Below are 18,262 nucleotides of genomic sequence, written 5' to 3' on the forward strand. Positions count from 1 at the left end.
GGCGAATAGACTGGAAGCGACCCCGAGGAGCATCCCTGATGACCGACGCGCCCGCGAACGACACCGCCGAACCGACCGAAGACGAGGTCTTCGAGCAGAAGGCGGTCCGCCTCGCCAAGCGCGAGCGCCTGCTCGCCGAGCGCGCCGACGCCGCCGGTGGGCCGTACCCCGTCGCGGTGCCCGTCACCACGACGATCTCGGCGTTGCGTGCACGGTTCGGCGATCTCGAGGCGGGTGCCGAGACCGGCGAGGTCGCGGGCGTCGCCGGACGTGTGGTGTTCAGCCGCAACACCGGCAAGCTCTGCTTCGCCTCGCTGCAGGCCGGAGACGGCAGCCGGATCCAGGCGATGGTCTCGCTCGCGAACGTCGGCGAGGAGTCCCTGCAGGCGTGGAAGGAGCTCATCGACCTGGGCGACCACGTGTTCGTCTCGGGTGAGGTCATCTCGAGCCGACGCGGTGAGCTGTCGATCATGGTGTCGGAGTGGACCATCGCGGCGAAGGCCGTGCTGCCGCTGCCCAACCTGCACTCCGAGCTGAACGAAGAGAGCCGCGTGCGCAGCCGGTTCCTCGATCTGATCGTCCGCGATCGGGCACGCGAGACCGTGCTCGCCCGGGCGAAGGTGAACGCGAGCCTGCGCCGCACGTTCACCGAACGCGATTTCGTCGAGGTCGAGACGCCCATGCTGCAGGTGCAGCACGGCGGCGCGAGCGCGCGTCCGTTCATCACGACCTCCAACGCCTTCGACACCGAGCTCTACCTGCGCATCGCGCCCGAGCTGTTCCTCAAGCGCGCCGTCGTGGGCGGCATCGACCGCGTGTACGAGATCAACCGCAACTTCCGCAACGAGGGCGCCGATTCCACGCACAGCCCGGAGTTCGCGATGCTCGAGGCCTACCAGGCCTACACCGACTACAACGGCATCGCCGATCTGACGCAGACCCTCATTCAGAATGCCGCTGTCGCGGTGGCCGGTTCGACCACGGTGACGTGGGCCGACGGCACCGAGTACGACCTGGGCGGAGAATGGGACCGCATCTCGATGTACGACTCGCTGTCGCAGGCCGCGGGTCGGACCATCACCCCCCAGGCCTCGCTCGACGAACTGCGCGTGCTCGGCGCCGAGGCCGGCGTCGACGCCCCGCCGCACGAGACGCACGGCAAGTGGGTCGAGGAACTCTGGGAGCACTTCGTCAAGGGCGGGCTGACCCGCCCGACCTTCGTCATGGACTTCCCCGTCGACACGAGCCCCCTGGTGCGCGAACACCGCTCGATCGCGGGCGTCGTGGAGAAGTGGGACCTGTACGTTCGCGGCTTCGAGCTGGCGACCGGGTACTCCGAGCTCGTCGACCCCGTCATCCAGCGGCAGCGTTTCGTCGAGCAGGCGAAGCTCGCCGCGCGCGGCGACGACGAGGCCATGCCGATCGATGAGGAGTTCCTGCGCGCGCTCGAGCACGGGATGCCCCCCACCGGTGGCATGGGCATGGGCATCGACCGCCTGCTCATGGCCATCACCGGCCTTGGGATCCGCGAGACGATTCTTTTCCCGCTGGTGAAGTAGGTCGGTCGAAGATCCACTCCGGCAGGCGTCCGGCGTCGAGCATGGTCAGCACGATCGCGCTGAGGCCGTGCGCACTGTCGATCTCGACGGCGGCCTGCGCGTAGGTGCCCGCGTGCGACGAGCGACCGGTGGCCCAGGCCAGCCAGGCGCAGGCCGATAACGCACCGGGACGCCGCTCGCGCGGAACTACCGACGCCACCCGTCGGCAGAGCTCCAGCGCGTGGCGGAGCCTGTCGGCGTCGGGAGCGGGGCCCTCGCCCCACATCGGCCGCGCCAGGTCGACCGGGAAGGGTTCACCGTCGCCGAAGGTCGTCTGCGCGTCGAACACGGCGTCGCCGACCGTGATGTCCCCCGCCCACTGCATGAGGGCGACGTCGCGCAGTGCGGGGCGCTCGAGGCAGAACGCGAGCGCGGCCAGCCGCGCCGGGGTGACCTCGTCGGGGCGGGTTCGGGCGGCGTCCTCGAGCAGCGCGGGAGGGTCGGCCAGGGCGGTGACGATGTCGTCGGCCGCCCCCTGGCGTGCAGCGCTGAGTCGCGCTCGGTCGCGGGGCCGGGCCAGCACCCGGTCGACGTCGTCGAGGAGGCGCGCGACCGCGCGGGCCAGTGCGGGGTCGGGGTCGGGGAGTTCTGCCGCCGAGAACTGGTCGGGCGCGACCAGCGTGTCGGGGGCGTCGGTCAGGGCGGATCCGATCTCGGCGAGGGGACGCCCGGCCGGTATCGACGGGTCGAGGTAGCTGTTCCAGGCGTTCGCGCCCACGACGAGCGCGTCGACGACCCTGAGCCCGCAGATGTCGGCGCGGGCCAGGACGGCGTCGACGAAGTCGCGGTGGGGGAGAGGGGCACCCCCGTTCAGCGTCTCGTCGGCGTAGACGGCGAGGGCGATGGCGTCGGTGCGGGCGACCTTGCAGGCGGTGCCGATGACGGTGGAGGCGATGCTGTCGAGCTCCGCCTGCCCGCGCCCGTGGGGCAGGTCGACGCGCAGAGCGCCGAGCGACCGGCCGTGGGCGAAGGGCACCAGCACGAGACTGCGGTGGGGCGTGCACTCCAGCAGGCGGGGGACGAGCGCGAGGAAGGACGACGAGGACGAGGCTCGGACGACGGTGGTGGTCATGGGTCGAGAGTGCCGCGGAGGGGGCGGTCCGCGCGGGCCGAAATGGCTCGACGGTGGACAGTTCCCCAGGGTGCAGGGGTGGGGAGGACGGGTGCGGCGACCGTTGATCCCGGCTGCCCGGGTATTCTGGGGGCATGGATGCCACCTGGGTCGCGATGCTGTGGGCGATCCTGCCGACCCTGGTCGTGTCGGTGGTGTTCTTCTTCATCCTCCGCAACGTCATCCGCATGGATCGCACGGAGCGCAAGGTGTACGCCCGCATCGAGGCGCAGGAGCGCGCGAAGCGCGGACTCCCGCCGGTCGCCGCGAGCAGCGAGGGTTCCGCGAACTGACGGACGCGCGGTCGATGTCGGACGCCGTCGCTACGCTGGGTCCACAACCCGTCCAGGAGGACCCGTGATCAACGCCGCGTTCGAAACGAGCTGGCTCGTCATCACGCTCTTCGTCGTCGACCTGGTGGTGCGCATCGCCGCGATCATCATCGTGCCGCGCAATCGGCGCCCCACGGCCGCCATGGCCTGGCTGCTCGCGATCTACTTCATCCCTTTCGTCGGCGTCTTCCTCTTCCTGCTGATCGGCAATCCGCGGTTGCCGCGCAAGCGCCGGCGCAAACAGGCCGCGATCAACGAGTACATCCACGACACCAGCGCCTCGCTCGAGTTCGGCACGCTTCAGCCGAACGCCCCCGACTGGTTCCGCGCGCTGGTGGGCCTGAACCGCAATCTGGGTGCCATGCCCCTCGCCGGTGACAACGCCGCAACGCTCATCGCCGACTACCAGAGCAGCCTCGACGCCATGGCCGACGCCATCCGCCAGGCCCGGCGCTACGTGCACGTCGAGTTCTACATCCTGCAGTCCGACGACTCGACCGACAATTTCTTCCGCGCCCTCGAAGAGGTCGCCGCCCGGGGCGTGGTCGTGCGCGTGCTGCTCGACCACTGGGCGAACCGGGGCAAGCCGTTCTACAAGCAGACTCTGCGACGGCTCGACGCGATGGGGGCGCACTGGCACCTCATGCTGCCGGTGCAGCCGCTGCGGGGCCGCTACCAGCGTCCCGACCTGCGCAACCACCGCAAGCTGCTCGTGATCGATGGCGACGTGGCCTACATGGGGTCGCAGAACGTCACCGACTCCTCGTACAACCTGCGCAAGAACATCCGCCGCGGCCTGCACTGGGTCGACCTCATGGTGCGCGTCGAGGGTCCGGTCGTGGCGAGCATCAACGCGGTGTTCCTGTCGGACTGGTACAGCGAGACCGACGAGACCCTGAGCGACGAGATCGACCTGTTCAGCGTCACCTCGGGTCCGGGCGAACTCGACTGCCAGATCGTTCCCTCGGGTCCGGGCTTCGACTTCCAGAACAACCTCAAGCTGTTCCTGGGGCTGCTCTTCGCCGCCCGCGAACGCATCATCATCGTGAGCCCCTACTTCGTGCCCGACGAGGCACTGCTGCTCGCCATCACCACGGCCTGCCAGCGTGGGGTGCACGTCGAACTCTTCGTCTCCGAAGAGGGCGACCAGGCGATGGTCTACCACGCGCAACGCAGCTACTACGAGGCGCTGCTGCGCGCCGGCGTCACGATCTGGATGTACCGCAAGCCGTACATCCTGCACAGCAAGAGCGTGACCATCGACGACGAGGTGGCCGTGATCGGCTCCAGCAACATGGACATGCGCTCGTTCGGTTTGAACCTCGAGGTGTCGCTCCTGGTGCGCGGCGAGGGTTTCGTGCACGACATGCGCGAGGTCGAGGGGCGGTACCGCGAACTCAGCCGTCAACTGACGATCGAGGAGTGGCGCACCCAGCCCCTGCGCTCCACGATCCTCGACAACCTCGCCCGCCTCACCTCCGCTCTGCAGTGACGCGATCGCGTCATTCGCCGCTGGCATCCAGGATCTTCGGCCATCATGAGCCGGAACGTCCCCCCGTTGGAGGTTCCATGTCTCGTCGCTCGCTGTCCCTCGCCGGAGTCATCGGTGCCGCTCTTCTCGCCGCCGGAGCGCTCACCGGCTGCGCGACCGGTGCCGCATCGTCGGCCGCGTCGGCCGATCCCTCGGTCTCGACCCCGGATGCCACGGCCACGGCGCCCGCCGGCGAGATCGGTGCCGCGTGGCTCGAGGGAGGCCGCTCGATCGCGCTGGTCACCCAGGGGAGCTCGTCGTGCCCGCCCGTGGTGAGCGGTGAACCGTCGGTGGCGGACGGCACGGTGTCCGTGACGCTCGAGGAGTCGGGCCGCGACTCCTGCACGCGCGACATGGCGCCGCGCGCGACGCTGGTGGGACTGCCCGAGGGGACCGACGTCACCCGCGCGTGGACCGTCTCGGTCGACGGTGTCGCGCAGGGCGAGGTGTCGCTCAACGGGCTGCCGTCGGCGGCCCCCGCGGGACTGACCGACTTCGCCCCCAGCGCCGGATGGGTCGACGACTCGCTCGTCGCGATCCTCACCTACGGCAGCTCGGGATGCCCGCCCACGGTCGAGTCGGTCACCACGTCGGCGAGTGACATCGCCGTGCAGTTCGCCACGCCCCCGAGCGATCAGATCTGCACGATGGACATCGCTCCCCGCGTCACGCTCGCCGATGTGGGCGGCAACGTCCCCTCGGGCGATGCGTCCGTCGTGCTGTCGGGGGGAAACGTCGAGACGACGGGCGCGATCGCGGTCATCGGCACCCGCTGACGGCGGGGGTCACCGCTCCACCACCAGCAGGTCGCCGACCTCGCACTCGAGCACCCGGCAGATGGCCGAGAGCGTCGAATAGCGAATGGCGCGAGCGCGGTCGTTCTTCAGGACCGAGAGATTCACGACCGAGACCCCGACGAGTTCGCTCAGACGGGTGAGCGTCATGCCGCGTGCCTCCAGGAGCTCGTCGAGGCGGCAGTGGATGCCGGTGGGGCCCTCGTCGCTCGCCGCGGGACTCATACCAGCCCCTCCGTGTCGCGCTGGAGGCGGATGCCGCGCGAGAAGACGAGCGACAGCGCCAGCACGCCGAGCCCCACGAGAGCCCACACCAGGTCGAAAGACGTGCCGACCACGAAGACTTCCCCCGCCGCCGGGTTGAGTTCATCCGCGGCCATCATGCGCCCGAGTCCGGACAGGCCCGCCGAGAGGATCCCACCCACCAGCAGAGCGCAGCCGGCGACCTGCGTGGCCAGGACGAGTGCACGGTGGAACGGCCGCCGCCACAGCAGCAGCAGGAAGAAGAGCACGACGGCGCCCACCGTGATCAGCACCGTGAGGGCGCCGAACGAGGCGCCCAGCACCAACAGGGTGCGCGCACCCGTGCTGAGCCCCGTGGCCACGACCCAGGCGGACTCGTACCGCGCGGACGCGATGCCCGCACCGCCCGCGGCGGCGGAGTGCTCGACCTCGGCATCGGTGAGAAGACTGAACCCGCCGTCGCCCGTCGCGATGCCGATCGCCGCCCGAACGCCCGGAAGCGCCAGGGTGAGGCCCATCACGGCGCCCGCCGCGACGAAGAGCCAGACGATGCCGCGCTCCATGCGCGGGGAGACCCAGGAGGGATTCGACATCAGACCAGCCCCTCGGTGTCGCGCTGTAGGCGGTCGCCCACGGCGAAGACCGTGCCGACGAGGGCCACGACGAAAGCGACCCCGATGAAGCTCGGCAGATCGATCTGCGACACGGTGCCGCGGTCGTAGGTGCGCTCCGAGAGCCAGGCGATGGCGCCGTTGGCGACCATGTTGTGGAGGAACGGCACACCGGCCACGCCGGCGAGGGCGATGATGCCCGCGGTCGACACGAGGACCGTCTGCCGCCGGCTGAAGATCCGCCCGCGCAGCACCGAGGTGGTGACGAGCAGCAGCAGCGTCACCACCGTGACCACCACCGCGGCGAACAGGCCCTCGGCGAGGAAGAGCGCCCACAGGGAGGGGGCGGGGAGGGACGGGGCGGTGACCACGCCGCCGGTCAGTTCGATCGGCACGGGGGCACCGGCGGGGCCGATGGGTGCCTGGGCGGCGGTGTCCACGAAGGGCATCGGCACGCGGACGTTGCGGTTGGGGATGGCCGCGACGATGTTCGCGACGCTGCGGACGACGGCCCACACGGCGATCGCGACGCCGACGACGATGAAGAAGACGTAGCCGGCGGTGTCGCTGGGGGAGAGGACACGGGAGGTCGGACGGGGGGAGGTCATGACAACTCCTTATCGATGATCGTTGTTATCGGTTGTCGATAAAGTACCGACTATCGATGTGTTGCGCAAGACCGGCCGTCGTCTCGGTATGCCCACGGCGAACATGGGTCCCCAGCATCCGGCCGCTGGTTACTCTCGATGTACGGCGCGCGGAGGCGTGCCTGTCAGCCCATTTTTGGAGGGACTGAGGATGTTCGAACGATTCACCGATCGTGCTCGTCGTGTAGTGGTGCTCGCCCAAGAAGAGGCGAAGATGCTGAACCACAACTACATCGGCACCGAGCACATCCTTCTGGGCCTCATCCACGAGGGTGAGGGCGTGGCTGCCAAGGCGCTGGAGTCGCTGGGCATTTCGCTCGACGCCGTCCGTGAGCAGGTGCAGGACATCATCGGCCAGGGGCAGCAGCAGCCGACCGGCCACATCCCCTTCACGCCGCGTGCGAAGAAGGTCCTCGAGCTGTCTCTGCGCGAAGCGCTGCAGCTCGGCCACAACTACATCGGGACCGAGCACATCCTGCTCGGTCTCATCCGCGAGGGCGAGGGTGTCGCAGCCCAGGTGCTCGTCAAGCTCGGCGCCGACCTGAACAAGGTGCGCCAGCAGGTCATCCAGCTGCTCTCGGGCTACCAGGGCAAGGAGCCCGCGGGCGTCGCCTCGGGTGCCGGTGAGCAGACCTCGACCGGCACGCAGGGCGGCTCGGCCGTGCTCGATCAGTTCGGTCGCAACCTCACGCAGGCCGCGCGCGACAACAAGCTCGACCCCGTCATCGGGCGCGAGAAAGAGATCGAGCGCGTGATGCAGATCCTTTCGCGTCGCTCGAAGAACAACCCCGTCCTCATCGGTGAGCCCGGTGTGGGTAAGACGGCGGTCGTCGAGGGCCTCGCGCAGGCCATCGTCAAGGGCGACGTGCCCGAGACGCTCAAGGACAAGCAGGTCTACTCGCTCGACCTCGGTTCGCTCATCGCCGGGTCCCGCTACCGCGGCGACTTCGAAGAGCGCCTGAAGAAGGTCACGAAAGAGATCCGCACGCGCGGCGACATCATCGTCTTCATCGACGAGATCCACACCCTCGTGGGTGCGGGTGCCGCCGAGGGCGCGATCGACGCCGCGTCGATCCTCAAGCCCCTCCTCGCCCGCGGTGAGCTCCAGACCATCGGTGCCACCACGCTCGACGAGTACCGCAAGCACTTCGAGAAGGACGCCGCTCTCGAGCGCCGCTTCCAGCCGATCCAGGTGGCCGAGCCGAGCCTGCCCCACTCGATCAACATCCTGAAGGGGCTGCGCGACCGGTACGAGGCGCACCACAAGGTGCAGATCACCGACGGCGCGATCGTCGCGGCGGCCAACCTCGCTGACCGCTACATCAGCGACCGCTTCCTGCCCGACAAGGCCATCGACCTGATCGACGAGGCCGGCGCCCGCCTGCGTCTGTCGATCCTGTCGTCGCCGCCCGAGCTGCGCGAGTTCGACGAGAAGATCGCCAAGGTCCGCGAGCAGAAGGAGCTGGCCTCCGAGGAGCAGGACTTCGAGAAGGCCGCGTCGCTGCGCGACGAGGAGAAGTCCCTCCTCGCCGAGCGTCTTCGCCTCGAGAAGCAGTGGCGCTCCGGCGACGTCGCCTCGCACGCGGTGGTCGACGAGGGTCTGATCGCCGAGGTGCTCGCCCAGGCGACCGGCATCCCGGTGTTCAAGCTCACCGAAGAAGAGTCCAGCCGCCTCATGTTCATGGAGAAGGCGCTGCACCAGCGCGTCGTCGGCCAGGAAGAGGCGATCGCGGCCCTGTCGCGCACGATCCGTCGTCAGCGTGCGGGCCTCAAGGACCCCAAGCGTCCCTCGGGCTCGTTCATCTTCGCCGGCCCCACGGGTGTCGGAAAGACCGAGCTCGCCAAGGCGCTCGCCGAGTTCCTCTTCGACGACGAGGGCGCGTTGATCTCGCTCGACATGTCGGAGTTCGGTGAGAAGCACACCGTCTCGCGTCTGTTCGGTGCCCCTCCCGGGTTTGTCGGGTTCGAAGAGGGCGGCCAGCTCACCGAGAAGGTGCGCCGCAAGCCGTTCTCGGTCGTGCTCTTCGACGAGATCGAGAAGGCCCACCCCGACATCTTCAACTCGCTGCTGCAGATCCTCGAAGAGGGTCGCCTGACCGATGGTCAGGGTCGCGTCATCGACTTCAAGAACACCGTGATCATCATGACGACGAACCTCGGTTCGTCGGCGATCGCCGGGGGCCCGGTCGGCTTCCAGGTCGAGGGCAACGCCCAGACGTCGTACGAGCGGATGAAGGGCAAGGTCGACGAAGAGCTCAAGCGCCACTTCAAGCCCGAGTTCCTCAACCGTGTCGACGACGTCATCGTCTTCCCGCAGCTGAGCAAGCCCGAGCTTCGCCAGATCGTCGGCCTGTTCGTCAAGCGCCTGGCCGACCGTCTGCTCGACCGCGACATGACGGTGGAGCTCTCGGACGACGCGAAGGACAAGCTCATCGAGATCGGCTTCGACCCGACGCTCGGTGCGCGACCGCTCCGTCGCGCCATGCAGCGCGAGGTCGAGGACCGTCTCAGCGAGAAGATCCTGCACGGCGAGCTCGAGGCGGGAGACCACGTCAAGGTCACCGTCGAGAACGGTCAGTTCGCGTTCGAGACCGCCCCCCGCGGCGAGAAGGTCGCGATCGGGGTCGGAACCGCTGGCGAGATCGCCGCGACGCCCGACACTCTGGCGGGCAGCTGATCGCATAACAGACGAGGGCCCGGATGCCATGGCATCCGGGCCCTTCGTCGTCGCGGCGTACGCTGGGTCGATGACCTCTTCCGCGCCGTTCGTCGTCCGCCCCGCCGGTACCGCCGACGTGCGACGCATCCACGAACTGCTCGAGCCGTTCGTGCAGAAGCGCATCCTGCTCGGCAAAGACCTCGTGGTGCTCTACGGGTCGGTGCAGCAGTTCGTCGTGGCCGAGGCCGACGGCGTCGTCATCGGCTGCGGCGCCCTGCACGTCATGTGGGAAGACCTGGGCGAGGTGCGCACCCTCATCGTTCATGACGAGTGGCTGCATCACGGCGTGGGGCGGGCCATCGTCGAGATGCTCGAGGAGCGGGCGCGCGAGCTGGGCGTCAGCCGCCTGTTCTGCCTGACCTTCGAGGTCGACTTCTTCACGCGTCGGGGGTTCGCCGAGATCGGCGAGCAGGTGGTCGACCCCGACGTGTACTCGCAGCTCGTGCGCAGTCCCGACGAGGGCGTCGCGGAGTTCCTCGACCTCGCGCACGTCAAGCCCAACACCCTGGGCAACACGCGCATGCTCAAGCAGCTCTGAGCGCGCCGTGGGCGGGGACTCAGCCGTGACGCCTACCCTGGAACCATGACCGATGCCCCCCGAAGGCGGAGGCAGTCCCCGGCGGTCTATCGTCGACGTCGTCTCGCGGCAGGGCTCTTCGCCCTGATCGTGATCGGCCTCGTCGTGTGGCTCGTCGCGGCTCCGCCCTGGCGCGCCGTCCCGACGGCCGAAGAGACGCCTGCCACCGCCGAGAGTGCCCCCGACCCCGCCGTCTCGTCGGCTGCTCCGCCGGCCGCGGTGACTCCGAGTTCCACCCCGACGCAGAGCGTGTCGTCGGGGCCCGTCGAGTGCACCGCCGCCGACATCTCGGTCGAAGCGCTGTCGGACAAGGCCGAGTACGCGCAGGGCGAGAACCCGCAGCTCTCGATCCGCCTCACCAACTCATCGGCGAACGCCTGCACCATGAACGTCGGAACGAGCGCGCAGTCGTTCACCGTGACGAGCGGCTCCGACGTGTGGTGGCGCTCCACCGACTGCCAGTCCGAGCCGAGCGATCTCGAGGTCACCCTCGCCGCCGGCCAGACCGTCACCAGCTCGGCTCCTCTCACCTGGGACCGCACGCGTTCCTCGGTCAGCTCGTGCGAGAGCGAGCGGCCGTACGCGCCGGGCAGCGGAGCCACGTACCACCTGAGCGTGTCGATCGGCGGCATCCCGTCGGCGGGGACGGCGTCGTTCGTCCTGCAGTGACGCGCACAGCGACGAACGGAGGGGTGGATGCCATGGCATCCACCCCTCCGTCATCACCGGGTCAGCTGCGCGGGGAATCCTTGCCGAACACCTCGCCCTGCAGGGCGTCGTAGCCCTCCTTCTGCGGGTCGCCGTGCAGACCGCCGGAGAGGGCGTACTCCTCCTCGGGCGAGAGCACGAGGCGGTGACGGCCGTAGACGGCGAAGGCGACGAAGATCACCGCGTAGACCACGATGATCGCGACGATCGCCAGCAGGTAGGCCGAGTTCAGCAGCAGGCCGAAGAACACGACGGCGGCGATGATCGCCGCGGAGTAGGCCCCGAACAGGCCCCACGGGCTCTTGTACGGACGCACCGCGTTCGGGAACTTCTTGCGGAGCACGATGAACGAGACCATCTGCAGGAAGTACGCGAGCACCGCGCCCCACACGGCGATGTTCAGCACGATCGCGCCGGCGGGGCTGGCGTCTCCTCCCGCGGCCTGCACGATCACCAGGGCGAAGAAGCCCAGCACCGCGCCGAACACGAGGGCCACCCACGGGGTCTTGCGGGCACCGGTGAGCGAGAGCCAGCGCGGGTAGTAACCGGCGCGCGAGAGCGAGTACATGTTGCGGCCGTAAGCGAACATGATGCCCATCAGCGACGCGAGGAGCCCGACGAGGGCGAGCAGCGACAGGAGTGCCGCGGCCTGGTCGCCGACCATCGCGCGGAAGCCGTCGAGCAGGGGTTCGACGGAGGTCCCGGTGTCTTCGGCTCCCAGCACCCCGGTGTTGAGGAACAGCACGATGAGACCCGTGACGATGAGCGTGCCGCGGGCCCAGAGGCCGGCCCGCGGGATGTCGCGAGCGGGGTCGTGCGACTCTTCGGCGGCCAGCGGCAGCTCCTCGATGCCGAGGAAGAACCACATGGCGAAGGGGAGGGCCAGCAGGATCGCGCCGACGCCGTGGGGGAGGAACTCGGTCTGCCCCGCATCGGGGACGATGTTCCACAGTGAGGCCCAGTCGAACGCGCCCGTGACCAGGGACATCACGCCGAAGACCACGATGATGCCGATCGAGATGATCGACACGACGATCGCGAAGCCGAACGAGATGTTCGCGCCGGCGGCGTTGAGGGCGATGAAGAGCGCGTAGAGGATGATCCACCACACGAACGCGGGCAGGCTCACGCCGGTGAGCAGCTCCAGCGCCGAATCGGCGTATTGGCCGGAGAAGTAGACGACGACCGCCGTCGTGGCGACGTACTCGATGGTCTCGGCGAGGCCCGTGGCCAGGCCGCCCCAGGGGCCCATCGCGGATCGCGCGAACGAGTAGGCGCCACCGGTGTGGGGCATCGCGGCGGCCATCTCGCCGATCGAGAACGTCAGCCCGTAGTACATGACCACGAGCACCACGAAGGCGATGAGCATGCCGCCGAAGCCGGCGTTGGCGACACCGAAGTTCCACCCCGAGAAGTCGCCCGAGATGACGGCGGCGACCGCGAGGCCCCACAGCCCCCAGACGCCGGCCGAACGTTTCAGGGTGCGTTTCTCGAAGTACGTGGAGTCGGTCGCCGTATAGGTGGCGCCGGCGACCTTTCTGCGGGAACTGCTCGAGGTGGACATAGGGCCTCCAGACGGTAACGGGCAGGCTTCAGGAGCGCCTGCGCAGAATCATGGCCTTCTATTGGTCGACCTGTCTACCTTTGGCGTGTAAGTTCCTCGTTACGACCTCCGCACGCGAGGTCGCGACGAGCAGGCGAGAGGGACACCATGGCGGGCAATCTCACCACCGCAGAACTGGATGCCGCGATCGAGGCCGGCGAGATCGACACGGTCGTCGTGGCTTTCCCCGATGCGCAGGGCCGCCTCGTCGGCAAGCGCGTCGCGGCGCGTTTCTGGCGCGACGAGGTGCTGCCCCACGGGGCCGAGGCCTGCAACTACCTGCTGTCGGTCGACGTCGACCTGAACACCGTCGACGGCTACGCCATGTCGAGCTGGGAGACGGGCTACGGCGACATGCTGCTGGTGCCCGACCTCGACACGCTCCGTCGCCTCCCCTGGCAGCCGGGCACGGCGCTGGTGATGGCGGATCTCGCGTGGGGGGACCGTCAGCACGTCGGGCAGTCGCCCCGCGGCATCCTGAACGCCCAACGCGCGCGTCTGGCGGAGCGCGGACTCACCGCCTACGCGGGCACGGAGCTGGAGTTCATCGTCTTCGACGACTCCTTCCGTGAAGCCTGGGCCAAGGGGTACACGGGCCTGCGCGCCTCGACCGACTACAACGTCGACTACAACCTGCTCGCCACCACGCGGCTCGAGCCGCTCCTGCGCGACATCCGCCTCGGCATGGACGGCGCAGGCATGTACTGCGAGGGCGTGAAGGGCGAGTGCAACCTCGGCCAGCAGGAGATCGCCTTCCGCTACGCCGAAGCGCTCGAGACCGCCGACAACCACACGATCTACAAGAACGGCGCGAAAGAGATCGCCGACCGCCACGGCAAGTCGCTGACGTTCATGGCCAAGTTCAACGAGCGCGAGGGCAACAGCTGCCACATCCACCTGTCGGTCCGCGGCGACGGCGGCGACGCGGTGATGGCGGGCGACGGCGCGCACGGCTTCAGCCCCCTCATGGAGCACTGGATCGCCGGCATTTTGGCGACCCTGCGCGAATTCACGTTGCTGTACGCGCCGACGATCAACTCGTACAAGCGTTTCGCGCTGGGCTCGTTCGCCCCCACCGGGGTGGCCTGGGGCGTCGACAACCGCACGTGCGCGCTGCGCGTCGTCGGCCACGGCTCGTCGCTGCGGGTCGAGAACCGCGTGCCCGGCGGAGACGTGAACCCCTACCTCGCCATCTCGGCGATCATCGCCGGCGGCCTGTACGGCATCGAGAACGAGCTGCCGCTTCCCGAGCCCCTCTCGGGCAACGCCTACACCTCGGGCGTCGACACGCTGCCGACGACCCTGCGGGAAGCGGCGGAGCTGTTCCGCGCGTCGACGATCGCCCGCGCCGCCTTCGGCGACGACGTCGTCGAGCACTACCTCAACCAGGCGCGCATCGAGGTCGAGGCCTTCGACGCGGCCGTGACCGATTGGGAGCGGGTGCGTGGTTTCGAGCGCCTCTGATCCGACCCGGACACCCGTCGTCGGGCTCACGACCTACCTGGAGCGAGCGAAGCAGGGCGTGTGGGACGTGCGGGCATCGTTCCTGCCGCAGCAGTACTTCGACTCCGTCACCGCCTCGGGGGCCAGCGCCGTGCTGCTGCCGCCGCAGCCGCGCCCCGAGCGGGCGGCCGCCGCCGTGCTCGACGGGCTCGACGGACTCATCCTCACCGGGGGCCTCGACGTGCAGCCCGAGCTCTACGGCGCCGAACGTCACCCGCTCACCGACCCGGCGCGCGCAGACCGCGACGCCTGGGAACTCGCTCTCCTGGCGGGGGCGCGGGAGCGCGGCATCCCCATCTTCGGCATCTGCCGGGGGCTGCAACTTCTCAACGTCGCCCTCGGCGGCACGCTCCACCAGCACCTTCCCGAGGCCCTCGGCACCGAGCGGTACCGCGTGGGCGGAGGCGTCTTCGCCGAGAACGTCGTCGAGGTGGATGCCTCGACCCGACTCGCCGGTCTCGTCGGCGCCGGATCGCTCACCGTCCACAGCTACCACCACCAGGGCGTCGACCGACTGGGCGCGGGCCTGCGGGTGACGGCGCGCACCGACGACGGACTCGTGCAGGCCGTCGAGGCCGAGGGCGACGACTACCTCGTGGCCGTCCAGTGGCATCCCGAAGAGAACGCCGAAGACCGGCGGCTGTTCCTGGGACTCGTCGCCGCGGCGGCGGCGTATCGCGCCGCGCGTTCCGGCGCCGACATCTCCACCTCCGAGCACCAGGGAGCTCTCGCATGAGCACGTTCACCGTCACCGACCCCTCGACCGGGTCGCCGATCACGACCCTCGAGCGCGCCGATCTCGCCCAGGTGGATGCCGCCGTCGCCGACGCCGTGCGCGCTCAGCGCGCGTGGGCAGCCCTCGCCCCCGTCGCCCGCGCCGACGCGCTGCGGTCGTTCGCCCGGGTCGTCGAGGCGCACGTCGACGAGCTCGCCGCGCTCGAGGTGAAGAACTCGGGCCACCCGATCGGCTCGGCCCGCTGGGAGGCGCAGCACGTCGCCCAGGTGCTCAACTACTACGCCGGGGCGCCGGAACGCCTGATCGGGTCGCAGATCCCGGTCGCCGGAGGACTCGACGTGACCTACCACGAGCCCTACGGCGTGGTCGGGATCATCGTGCCGTGGAACTTCCCCATGACCATCGCCGCCTGGGGTTTCGCGCCGGCGCTCGCCGCGGGCAACGCCGTCGTGCTCAAGCCGGCCGAGCTCACCCCGCTGACGGCGATCCGGCTCGGCGAGCTGGCGCTCGAGGCCGGGCTGCCCGAGGGGCTCTTCCGCGTCGTGGTCGGCTCGGGCTCGGCCGTGGGCCAGCGCTTCGTGTCGCACCCCGACGTGCACAAGGTCGTCTTCACCGGCTCGACCGAGGTCGGCACCGAGGTGGCCGCCGGGTGCGCGCGAATGCTCAAACCGGTGACCCTCGAGCTCGGCGGCAAGAGCGCGAACCTCGTCTTCGCCGACGCCGACCTCGAGAAGGCGGCGGCCGGCGTCCCGGGCTCCGTGTTCGACAACGCCGGGCAGGACTGCTGCGCCCGCAGCCGCCTGCTCGTGCAGCGGAGCGTCTTCGACCGGTTCCTCGAGCTGCTCGAGCCCGCCGTGTCGGCCTGGAAGGTCGGCGACCCGACGCGCGAGGACACCCAGATGGGGCCGCTCATCTCGGCCTCGCACCGCTCCAGCGTGCAGGGGTTCCTCGACGGGGCCGACGTGGCGTTCCGGGGATCCGCGCCCGAGGGCGACGGCTTCTGGTTCGCCCCGGCCGTGGTGCTGGCGCAGCCCGGCGACCGCGTCGCCCGCGAGGAGGTGTTCGGCCCCGTCCTGGCCGTGCTGCCCTTCGACGACGAGGCGGATGCCATCCGCCTCGCCAACGACAGCGCGTACGGCCTCGCGGGCTCGATCTGGACCGAGAGCCTGGGCCGTGGCATCCGGGTGTCCCGCGCCGTCCGCAGCGGCGTGCTGTCGGTGAATTCGCACTCCTCGGTGCGGTACTCGACGCCCTTCGGCGGCATGAAGGCATCGGGCCTCGGTCGCGAGCTGGGTCCCGATGCCGCCGAGCACTTCACCGAGGTGAAGAACGTGTTCTACGCCACCGAGTGAACCCGTCGTCCTGACCCCCATTCCCCACTTGCCCCCGAACACACAGGGGGACGCGGTACCGCTCGAAAGGAACCACCCGCAATGACCATCGACCTCACCCAGCGTCTCGGCGGCCGCGTCGCCATCGTCACGGGCGGCGCGAGCGGCATCGGCCTCGCCACCGCGCGCCGCTTCGCCGCGGAAGGCGCGCGCGTCGTGATCGCCGACCTCGACGAGACCACCGGCACCGCGGCCGCCGCCGAAGTCGGCGGCGTCTTCCGTCAGGTCAACGTGGCCGACGAGGCATCGGTCGACGCCCTCTTCGACGGCGTGGCCGCCGAGCTCGGCAGCGTCGACATCGCGTTCAACAACGCCGGCATCTCGCCCGCCGACGACGACTCGATCGAGACGACCGAGCTGCCCGCCTGGGACCGCGTGCAAGACGTCAACCTCAAGAGCGTCTACCTCTGCTCCCGCGCCGCCCTGCGGCACATGGTCCCCGCCGGCCGGGGGTCGATCATCAACACGGCGTCGTTCGTGGCGCTGCTCGGCTCGGCGACCTCGCAGATCTCGTACACGGCATCGAAGGGCGGCGTGCTCGCCATGACCCGCGAGCTCGGCGTGCAGTTCGCCCGCCAGGGCATCCGCGTGAACGCCCTGTGCCCCGGACCCGTCAACACCCCGCTACTGCAGGAACTGTTCGCCAAAGACCCCGAGCGGGCGCAGCGTCGGCTCGTGCATGTGCCGATGGGGCGGTTCGCGGAGCCCGACGAGATGGCCGCGGCGGTGGCCTTCCTGGCATCCGACGACGCGTCGTTCATCACCGCGACGGCGTTCGTCGTCGACGGGGGGATCACCAACGCCTACGTCACGCCCCTGTGAACCGGTGACATGACAGGCTGAGACGGTGACAGACGCGCCGCTCGACGACCTGCGCCGAGCCGTGTACCGGCCGGTGCGCAGCGGCAACGCGCTCGAAGACACCACGGCGCGCATCGTGCAGACCGTTCGTCTCGGCCTGGTCGCTCCCGGGGAGTCCCTTCCGGCGGAGCGCGAGCTCGCCGCGCTGTACGGCGTGAGTCGCGACACCGTGCGCGAGGCGATCCGCGAGCTGGCCGACGCCGGGTGGCTCGAGACGCGGCGCGGACGCTACGGCGGCACGTTCGTGATCGACCCCGTGCCGCGTCCGTCGGAGCCCGCGGTGGTGGCGCCGACCGAGCTCGCCGACGTGATCTCGCTGCGCGGCGTGCTCGAGACCGGGGCGGCGTGGGCCGCCGCGGGCCGCGCGCTGTCGGCCGACGAGCGCGATGTGCTCTGGGCTCGGCACGAGGCGGCGGCCACGGCCTCCGGCGCGGACTACCGGCGCCTGGACACGCTGCTGCACCTGACGATCGCGGAGTTCGCCGGCATCCCCTCACTCGTGCCCCTCGTCGCCGACAACCGGGCGCGCGTGAACGCCTGGCTCGACACGTTCCCCCTGCTGCCGCGCAACATCGATCACTCGACCTCGCAGCACGCGGCGATCGTGTCGGCGATCCTGGCCGGGAGACCGGATGCCGCCCACGCGGCGATGCGGGATCACCTGGCCGGGTCGGAGGCCTTGCTGCGCGGGTTCCTGGCGTAGCGAGCGGGGCTTCGGCCTCGAGTCGCCCGGCCGCGCGGTGCGGTTCTGCGACGCGTCGCCGCGGAGCCGAGAAGCCGCGGTTAGGCTCGGAGGATGGCCGGAGGCAAGAAGCGCAAGGGGAAGAAGGTCGCCGTGGACTTCAAGAACACCGCGCTGACCGATGCGTTGCAGACCCAGGACATGGCGGCGATCGCCTTCGCCTTGCGGCACGGCCCGACGGTGGTTCCGCTGATGAGCGCGGGAGACCCCGACAACCCGCTCGACGTCGGCGAGGTGTGGACGTACCGCGACCCAGACTCCGGCGAGATCGCACTGCTGCTGTTCAGCGACGCCGCCCACAAGCCCGAGACGCTGCCGCCGCACGTGGCGCTGCAGTCGCCGCAGTGGCTGCGCGCGTTCCTCGGAGCGCACCAGGATGCCATCACCTCGGTGTTCCTCGACATCGCGGGGCCGCACCCGATCCAGGCGTCGCCCGCCGATCTGATCGCCGCGCTCGACGCCTGAGACCCGACCGCGGACCGGCCCGCGCTCGAGGGTGAAGTATCAGACTCGCGCGGGTGAAGGACGCGTGCAAGACTCGGGGACATGGAGTTC

General features: G+C 69.7%; 18 protein-coding genes. 13 read left to right on the top strand and 5 right to left on the bottom strand.

Going from position 1 to position 18,262, the window contains the following annotated elements; all coding sequences use genetic code 11:
- The first annotated feature begins 38 nt into the window (after positions 1-38).
- Positions 39-1,559, top strand: coding sequence for a lysine--tRNA ligase (lysS, locus tag IFU19_RS07525; protein ID WP_192013360.1), 1,521 nt, complete (start codon positions 39-41; stop codon positions 1,557-1,559).
- Here lysS and IFU19_RS07530 read toward each other — a convergent pair.
- A complete protein-coding gene (locus IFU19_RS07530; RefSeq protein WP_192013361.1) occupies positions 1,510-2,670 on the bottom strand; it encodes a DUF4192 family protein in 1,161 nt (386 codons plus the stop codon). The genes lysS and IFU19_RS07530 overlap by 50 nt on opposite strands.
- A 134-nt stretch (positions 2,671-2,804) precedes the next feature.
- Here IFU19_RS07530 and IFU19_RS07535 point away from each other — a divergent pair, with 134 nt between their 5' ends.
- The 3 genes from IFU19_RS07535 to IFU19_RS07545 all read left to right on the top strand — a co-directional run bounded on the left by IFU19_RS07535 (position 2,805) and on the right by IFU19_RS07545 (position 5,348).
- Positions 2,805-3,002, top strand: coding sequence for a hypothetical protein (locus IFU19_RS07535; protein WP_055833357.1), 198 nt, complete (start codon positions 2,805-2,807; stop codon positions 3,000-3,002).
- A 64-nt stretch (positions 3,003-3,066) separates the two neighbouring features.
- A complete protein-coding gene (gene cls, locus IFU19_RS07540) occupies positions 3,067-4,533 on the top strand; it encodes a cardiolipin synthase (RefSeq protein WP_192013362.1) in 1,467 nt (488 codons plus the stop codon).
- A gap of 77 nt (positions 4,534-4,610) precedes the next feature.
- Positions 4,611-5,348: a hypothetical protein gene (locus tag IFU19_RS07545; RefSeq protein ID WP_192013363.1), complete on the top strand. Its 738-nt coding sequence runs from the start codon at positions 4,611-4,613 to the stop codon at positions 5,346-5,348.
- Positions 5,349-5,357: 9 nt separating this feature from the next.
- Here the strand turns inward: IFU19_RS07545 and IFU19_RS07550 are convergent, their stop codons facing one another.
- Genes IFU19_RS07550 through IFU19_RS07560 form a run of 3 tightly spaced genes read right to left on the bottom strand, consistent with a single transcriptional unit; the run spans position 5,358 to position 6,828 of the window.
- Positions 5,358-5,591 (bottom strand): helix-turn-helix domain-containing protein, encoded by a 234-nt coding sequence (locus tag IFU19_RS07550; RefSeq protein ID WP_070408658.1) that lies wholly within the window; start codon positions 5,589-5,591, stop codon positions 5,358-5,360.
- The gene (locus IFU19_RS07555) at positions 5,588-6,202 is read right to left on the bottom strand and encodes a hypothetical protein (RefSeq protein WP_156458687.1); all 615 of its coding nucleotides are present in this window, start codon (positions 6,200-6,202) and stop codon (positions 5,588-5,590) included. Before IFU19_RS07555 ends, IFU19_RS07550 begins: the two co-directional genes overlap by 4 nt.
- A complete protein-coding gene (locus tag IFU19_RS07560) occupies positions 6,202-6,828 on the bottom strand; it encodes a hypothetical protein (protein WP_192013364.1) in 627 nt (208 codons plus the stop codon). The genes IFU19_RS07555 and IFU19_RS07560 overlap by 1 nt, the downstream gene beginning before the upstream one ends.
- Before the next feature lie 190 nt (positions 6,829-7,018).
- On the opposite strand from IFU19_RS07560, the gene IFU19_RS07565 reads away from it, so the two are divergent.
- The 3 genes from IFU19_RS07565 (at position 7,019) to IFU19_RS07575 (ending at position 10,832) form a co-directional block, all read left to right on the top strand.
- Positions 7,019-9,544, top strand: coding sequence for an ATP-dependent Clp protease ATP-binding subunit (locus IFU19_RS07565; RefSeq protein ID WP_055833379.1), 2,526 nt, complete (start codon positions 7,019-7,021; stop codon positions 9,542-9,544).
- A 70-nt stretch (positions 9,545-9,614) separates the two neighbouring features.
- Complete coding sequence (locus IFU19_RS07570) at positions 9,615-10,124, top strand: amino-acid N-acetyltransferase (protein WP_055937627.1); 510 nt, start codon at positions 9,615-9,617, stop codon at positions 10,122-10,124.
- Between the two features lie 45 nt (positions 10,125-10,169).
- On the top strand, positions 10,170-10,832 hold the full coding sequence (locus IFU19_RS07575; RefSeq protein WP_192013365.1) for a hypothetical protein: 663 nt from the start codon (positions 10,170-10,172) through the stop codon (positions 10,830-10,832).
- A 61-nt stretch (positions 10,833-10,893) separates the two neighbouring features.
- Here IFU19_RS07575 and IFU19_RS07580 read toward each other — a convergent pair whose 3' ends face one another.
- Positions 10,894-12,435: an amino acid permease gene (locus IFU19_RS07580; RefSeq protein ID WP_192013366.1), complete on the bottom strand. Its 1,542-nt coding sequence runs from the start codon at positions 12,433-12,435 to the stop codon at positions 10,894-10,896.
- Positions 12,436-12,582: 147 nt separating this feature from the next.
- Between IFU19_RS07580 and IFU19_RS07585 the strand changes: the two genes are divergently transcribed.
- The 6 genes from IFU19_RS07585 to IFU19_RS07610 all read left to right on the top strand — a co-directional run bounded on the left by IFU19_RS07585 (position 12,583) and on the right by IFU19_RS07610 (position 18,172).
- Positions 12,583-13,938: a glutamine synthetase family protein gene (locus tag IFU19_RS07585; protein WP_192013367.1), complete on the top strand. Its 1,356-nt coding sequence runs from the start codon at positions 12,583-12,585 to the stop codon at positions 13,936-13,938.
- Positions 13,919-14,713 carry a gamma-glutamyl-gamma-aminobutyrate hydrolase family protein gene (locus IFU19_RS07590; RefSeq protein WP_192013368.1) on the top strand — a complete coding sequence of 265 codons (795 nt, stop codon included), beginning with the start codon at positions 13,919-13,921 and terminating at the stop codon, positions 14,711-14,713. Before IFU19_RS07585 ends, IFU19_RS07590 begins: the two co-directional genes overlap by 20 nt.
- On the top strand, positions 14,710-16,065 hold the full coding sequence (locus IFU19_RS07595; RefSeq protein WP_192013369.1) for an aldehyde dehydrogenase family protein: 1,356 nt from the start codon (positions 14,710-14,712) through the stop codon (positions 16,063-16,065). Before IFU19_RS07590 ends, IFU19_RS07595 begins: the two co-directional genes overlap by 4 nt.
- A gap of 81 nt (positions 16,066-16,146) precedes the next feature.
- Positions 16,147-16,926 (top strand): 3-oxoacyl-ACP reductase, encoded by a 780-nt coding sequence (locus IFU19_RS07600; protein ID WP_192013370.1) that lies wholly within the window; start codon positions 16,147-16,149, stop codon positions 16,924-16,926.
- 25 nt (positions 16,927-16,951) lie between these two features.
- Complete coding sequence (locus tag IFU19_RS07605) at positions 16,952-17,668, top strand: FadR/GntR family transcriptional regulator (RefSeq protein WP_055833396.1); 717 nt, start codon at positions 16,952-16,954, stop codon at positions 17,666-17,668.
- 93 nt (positions 17,669-17,761) lie between these two features.
- The gene (locus IFU19_RS07610) at positions 17,762-18,172 is read left to right on the top strand and encodes a hypothetical protein (protein ID WP_055833399.1); all 411 of its coding nucleotides are present in this window, start codon (positions 17,762-17,764) and stop codon (positions 18,170-18,172) included.
- The last annotated feature ends 90 nt before the right edge of the window (positions 18,173-18,262 follow it).

Origin of the sequence: Microbacterium sp. CFBP 8794 (assembly GCF_014841235.1) — a bacterium.
Lineage (GTDB): Bacteria > Actinomycetota > Actinomycetes > Actinomycetales > Microbacteriaceae > Microbacterium.

Excerpts from the sequence above, each read along its gene's own strand:
- lysS (WP_192013360.1), top strand. The coding sequence starts at position 39 with ATGACCGACGCGCCCGCGAACGACACCGCCGAACCGACCGAAGACGAG.
- IFU19_RS07530 (WP_192013361.1), bottom strand. The coding sequence starts at position 2,670 with ATGACCACCACCGTCGTCCGAGCCTCGTCCTCGTCGTCCTTCCTCGCG.
- IFU19_RS07535 (WP_055833357.1), top strand. The coding sequence starts at position 2,805 with ATGGATGCCACCTGGGTCGCGATGCTGTGGGCGATCCTGCCGACCCTG.
- IFU19_RS07545 (WP_192013363.1), top strand. The coding sequence starts at position 4,611 with ATGTCTCGTCGCTCGCTGTCCCTCGCCGGAGTCATCGGTGCCGCTCTT.
- IFU19_RS07550 (WP_070408658.1), bottom strand. The coding sequence starts at position 5,591 with ATGAGTCCCGCGGCGAGCGACGAGGGCCCCACCGGCATCCACTGCCGC.
- IFU19_RS07555 (WP_156458687.1), bottom strand. The coding sequence starts at position 6,202 with ATGTCGAATCCCTCCTGGGTCTCCCCGCGCATGGAGCGCGGCATCGTC.
- IFU19_RS07560 (WP_192013364.1), bottom strand. The coding sequence starts at position 6,828 with ATGACCTCCCCCCGTCCGACCTCCCGTGTCCTCTCCCCCAGCGACACC.
- IFU19_RS07565 (WP_055833379.1), top strand. The coding sequence starts at position 7,019 with ATGTTCGAACGATTCACCGATCGTGCTCGTCGTGTAGTGGTGCTCGCC.
- IFU19_RS07570 (WP_055937627.1), top strand. The coding sequence starts at position 9,615 with ATGACCTCTTCCGCGCCGTTCGTCGTCCGCCCCGCCGGTACCGCCGAC.
- IFU19_RS07575 (WP_192013365.1), top strand. The coding sequence starts at position 10,170 with ATGACCGATGCCCCCCGAAGGCGGAGGCAGTCCCCGGCGGTCTATCGT.
- IFU19_RS07580 (WP_192013366.1), bottom strand. The coding sequence starts at position 12,435 with ATGTCCACCTCGAGCAGTTCCCGCAGAAAGGTCGCCGGCGCCACCTAT.
- IFU19_RS07585 (WP_192013367.1), top strand. The coding sequence starts at position 12,583 with ATGGCGGGCAATCTCACCACCGCAGAACTGGATGCCGCGATCGAGGCC.
- IFU19_RS07595 (WP_192013369.1), top strand. The coding sequence starts at position 14,710 with ATGAGCACGTTCACCGTCACCGACCCCTCGACCGGGTCGCCGATCACG.
- IFU19_RS07600 (WP_192013370.1), top strand. The coding sequence starts at position 16,147 with ATGACCATCGACCTCACCCAGCGTCTCGGCGGCCGCGTCGCCATCGTC.
- IFU19_RS07610 (WP_055833399.1), top strand. The coding sequence starts at position 17,762 with ATGGCCGGAGGCAAGAAGCGCAAGGGGAAGAAGGTCGCCGTGGACTTC.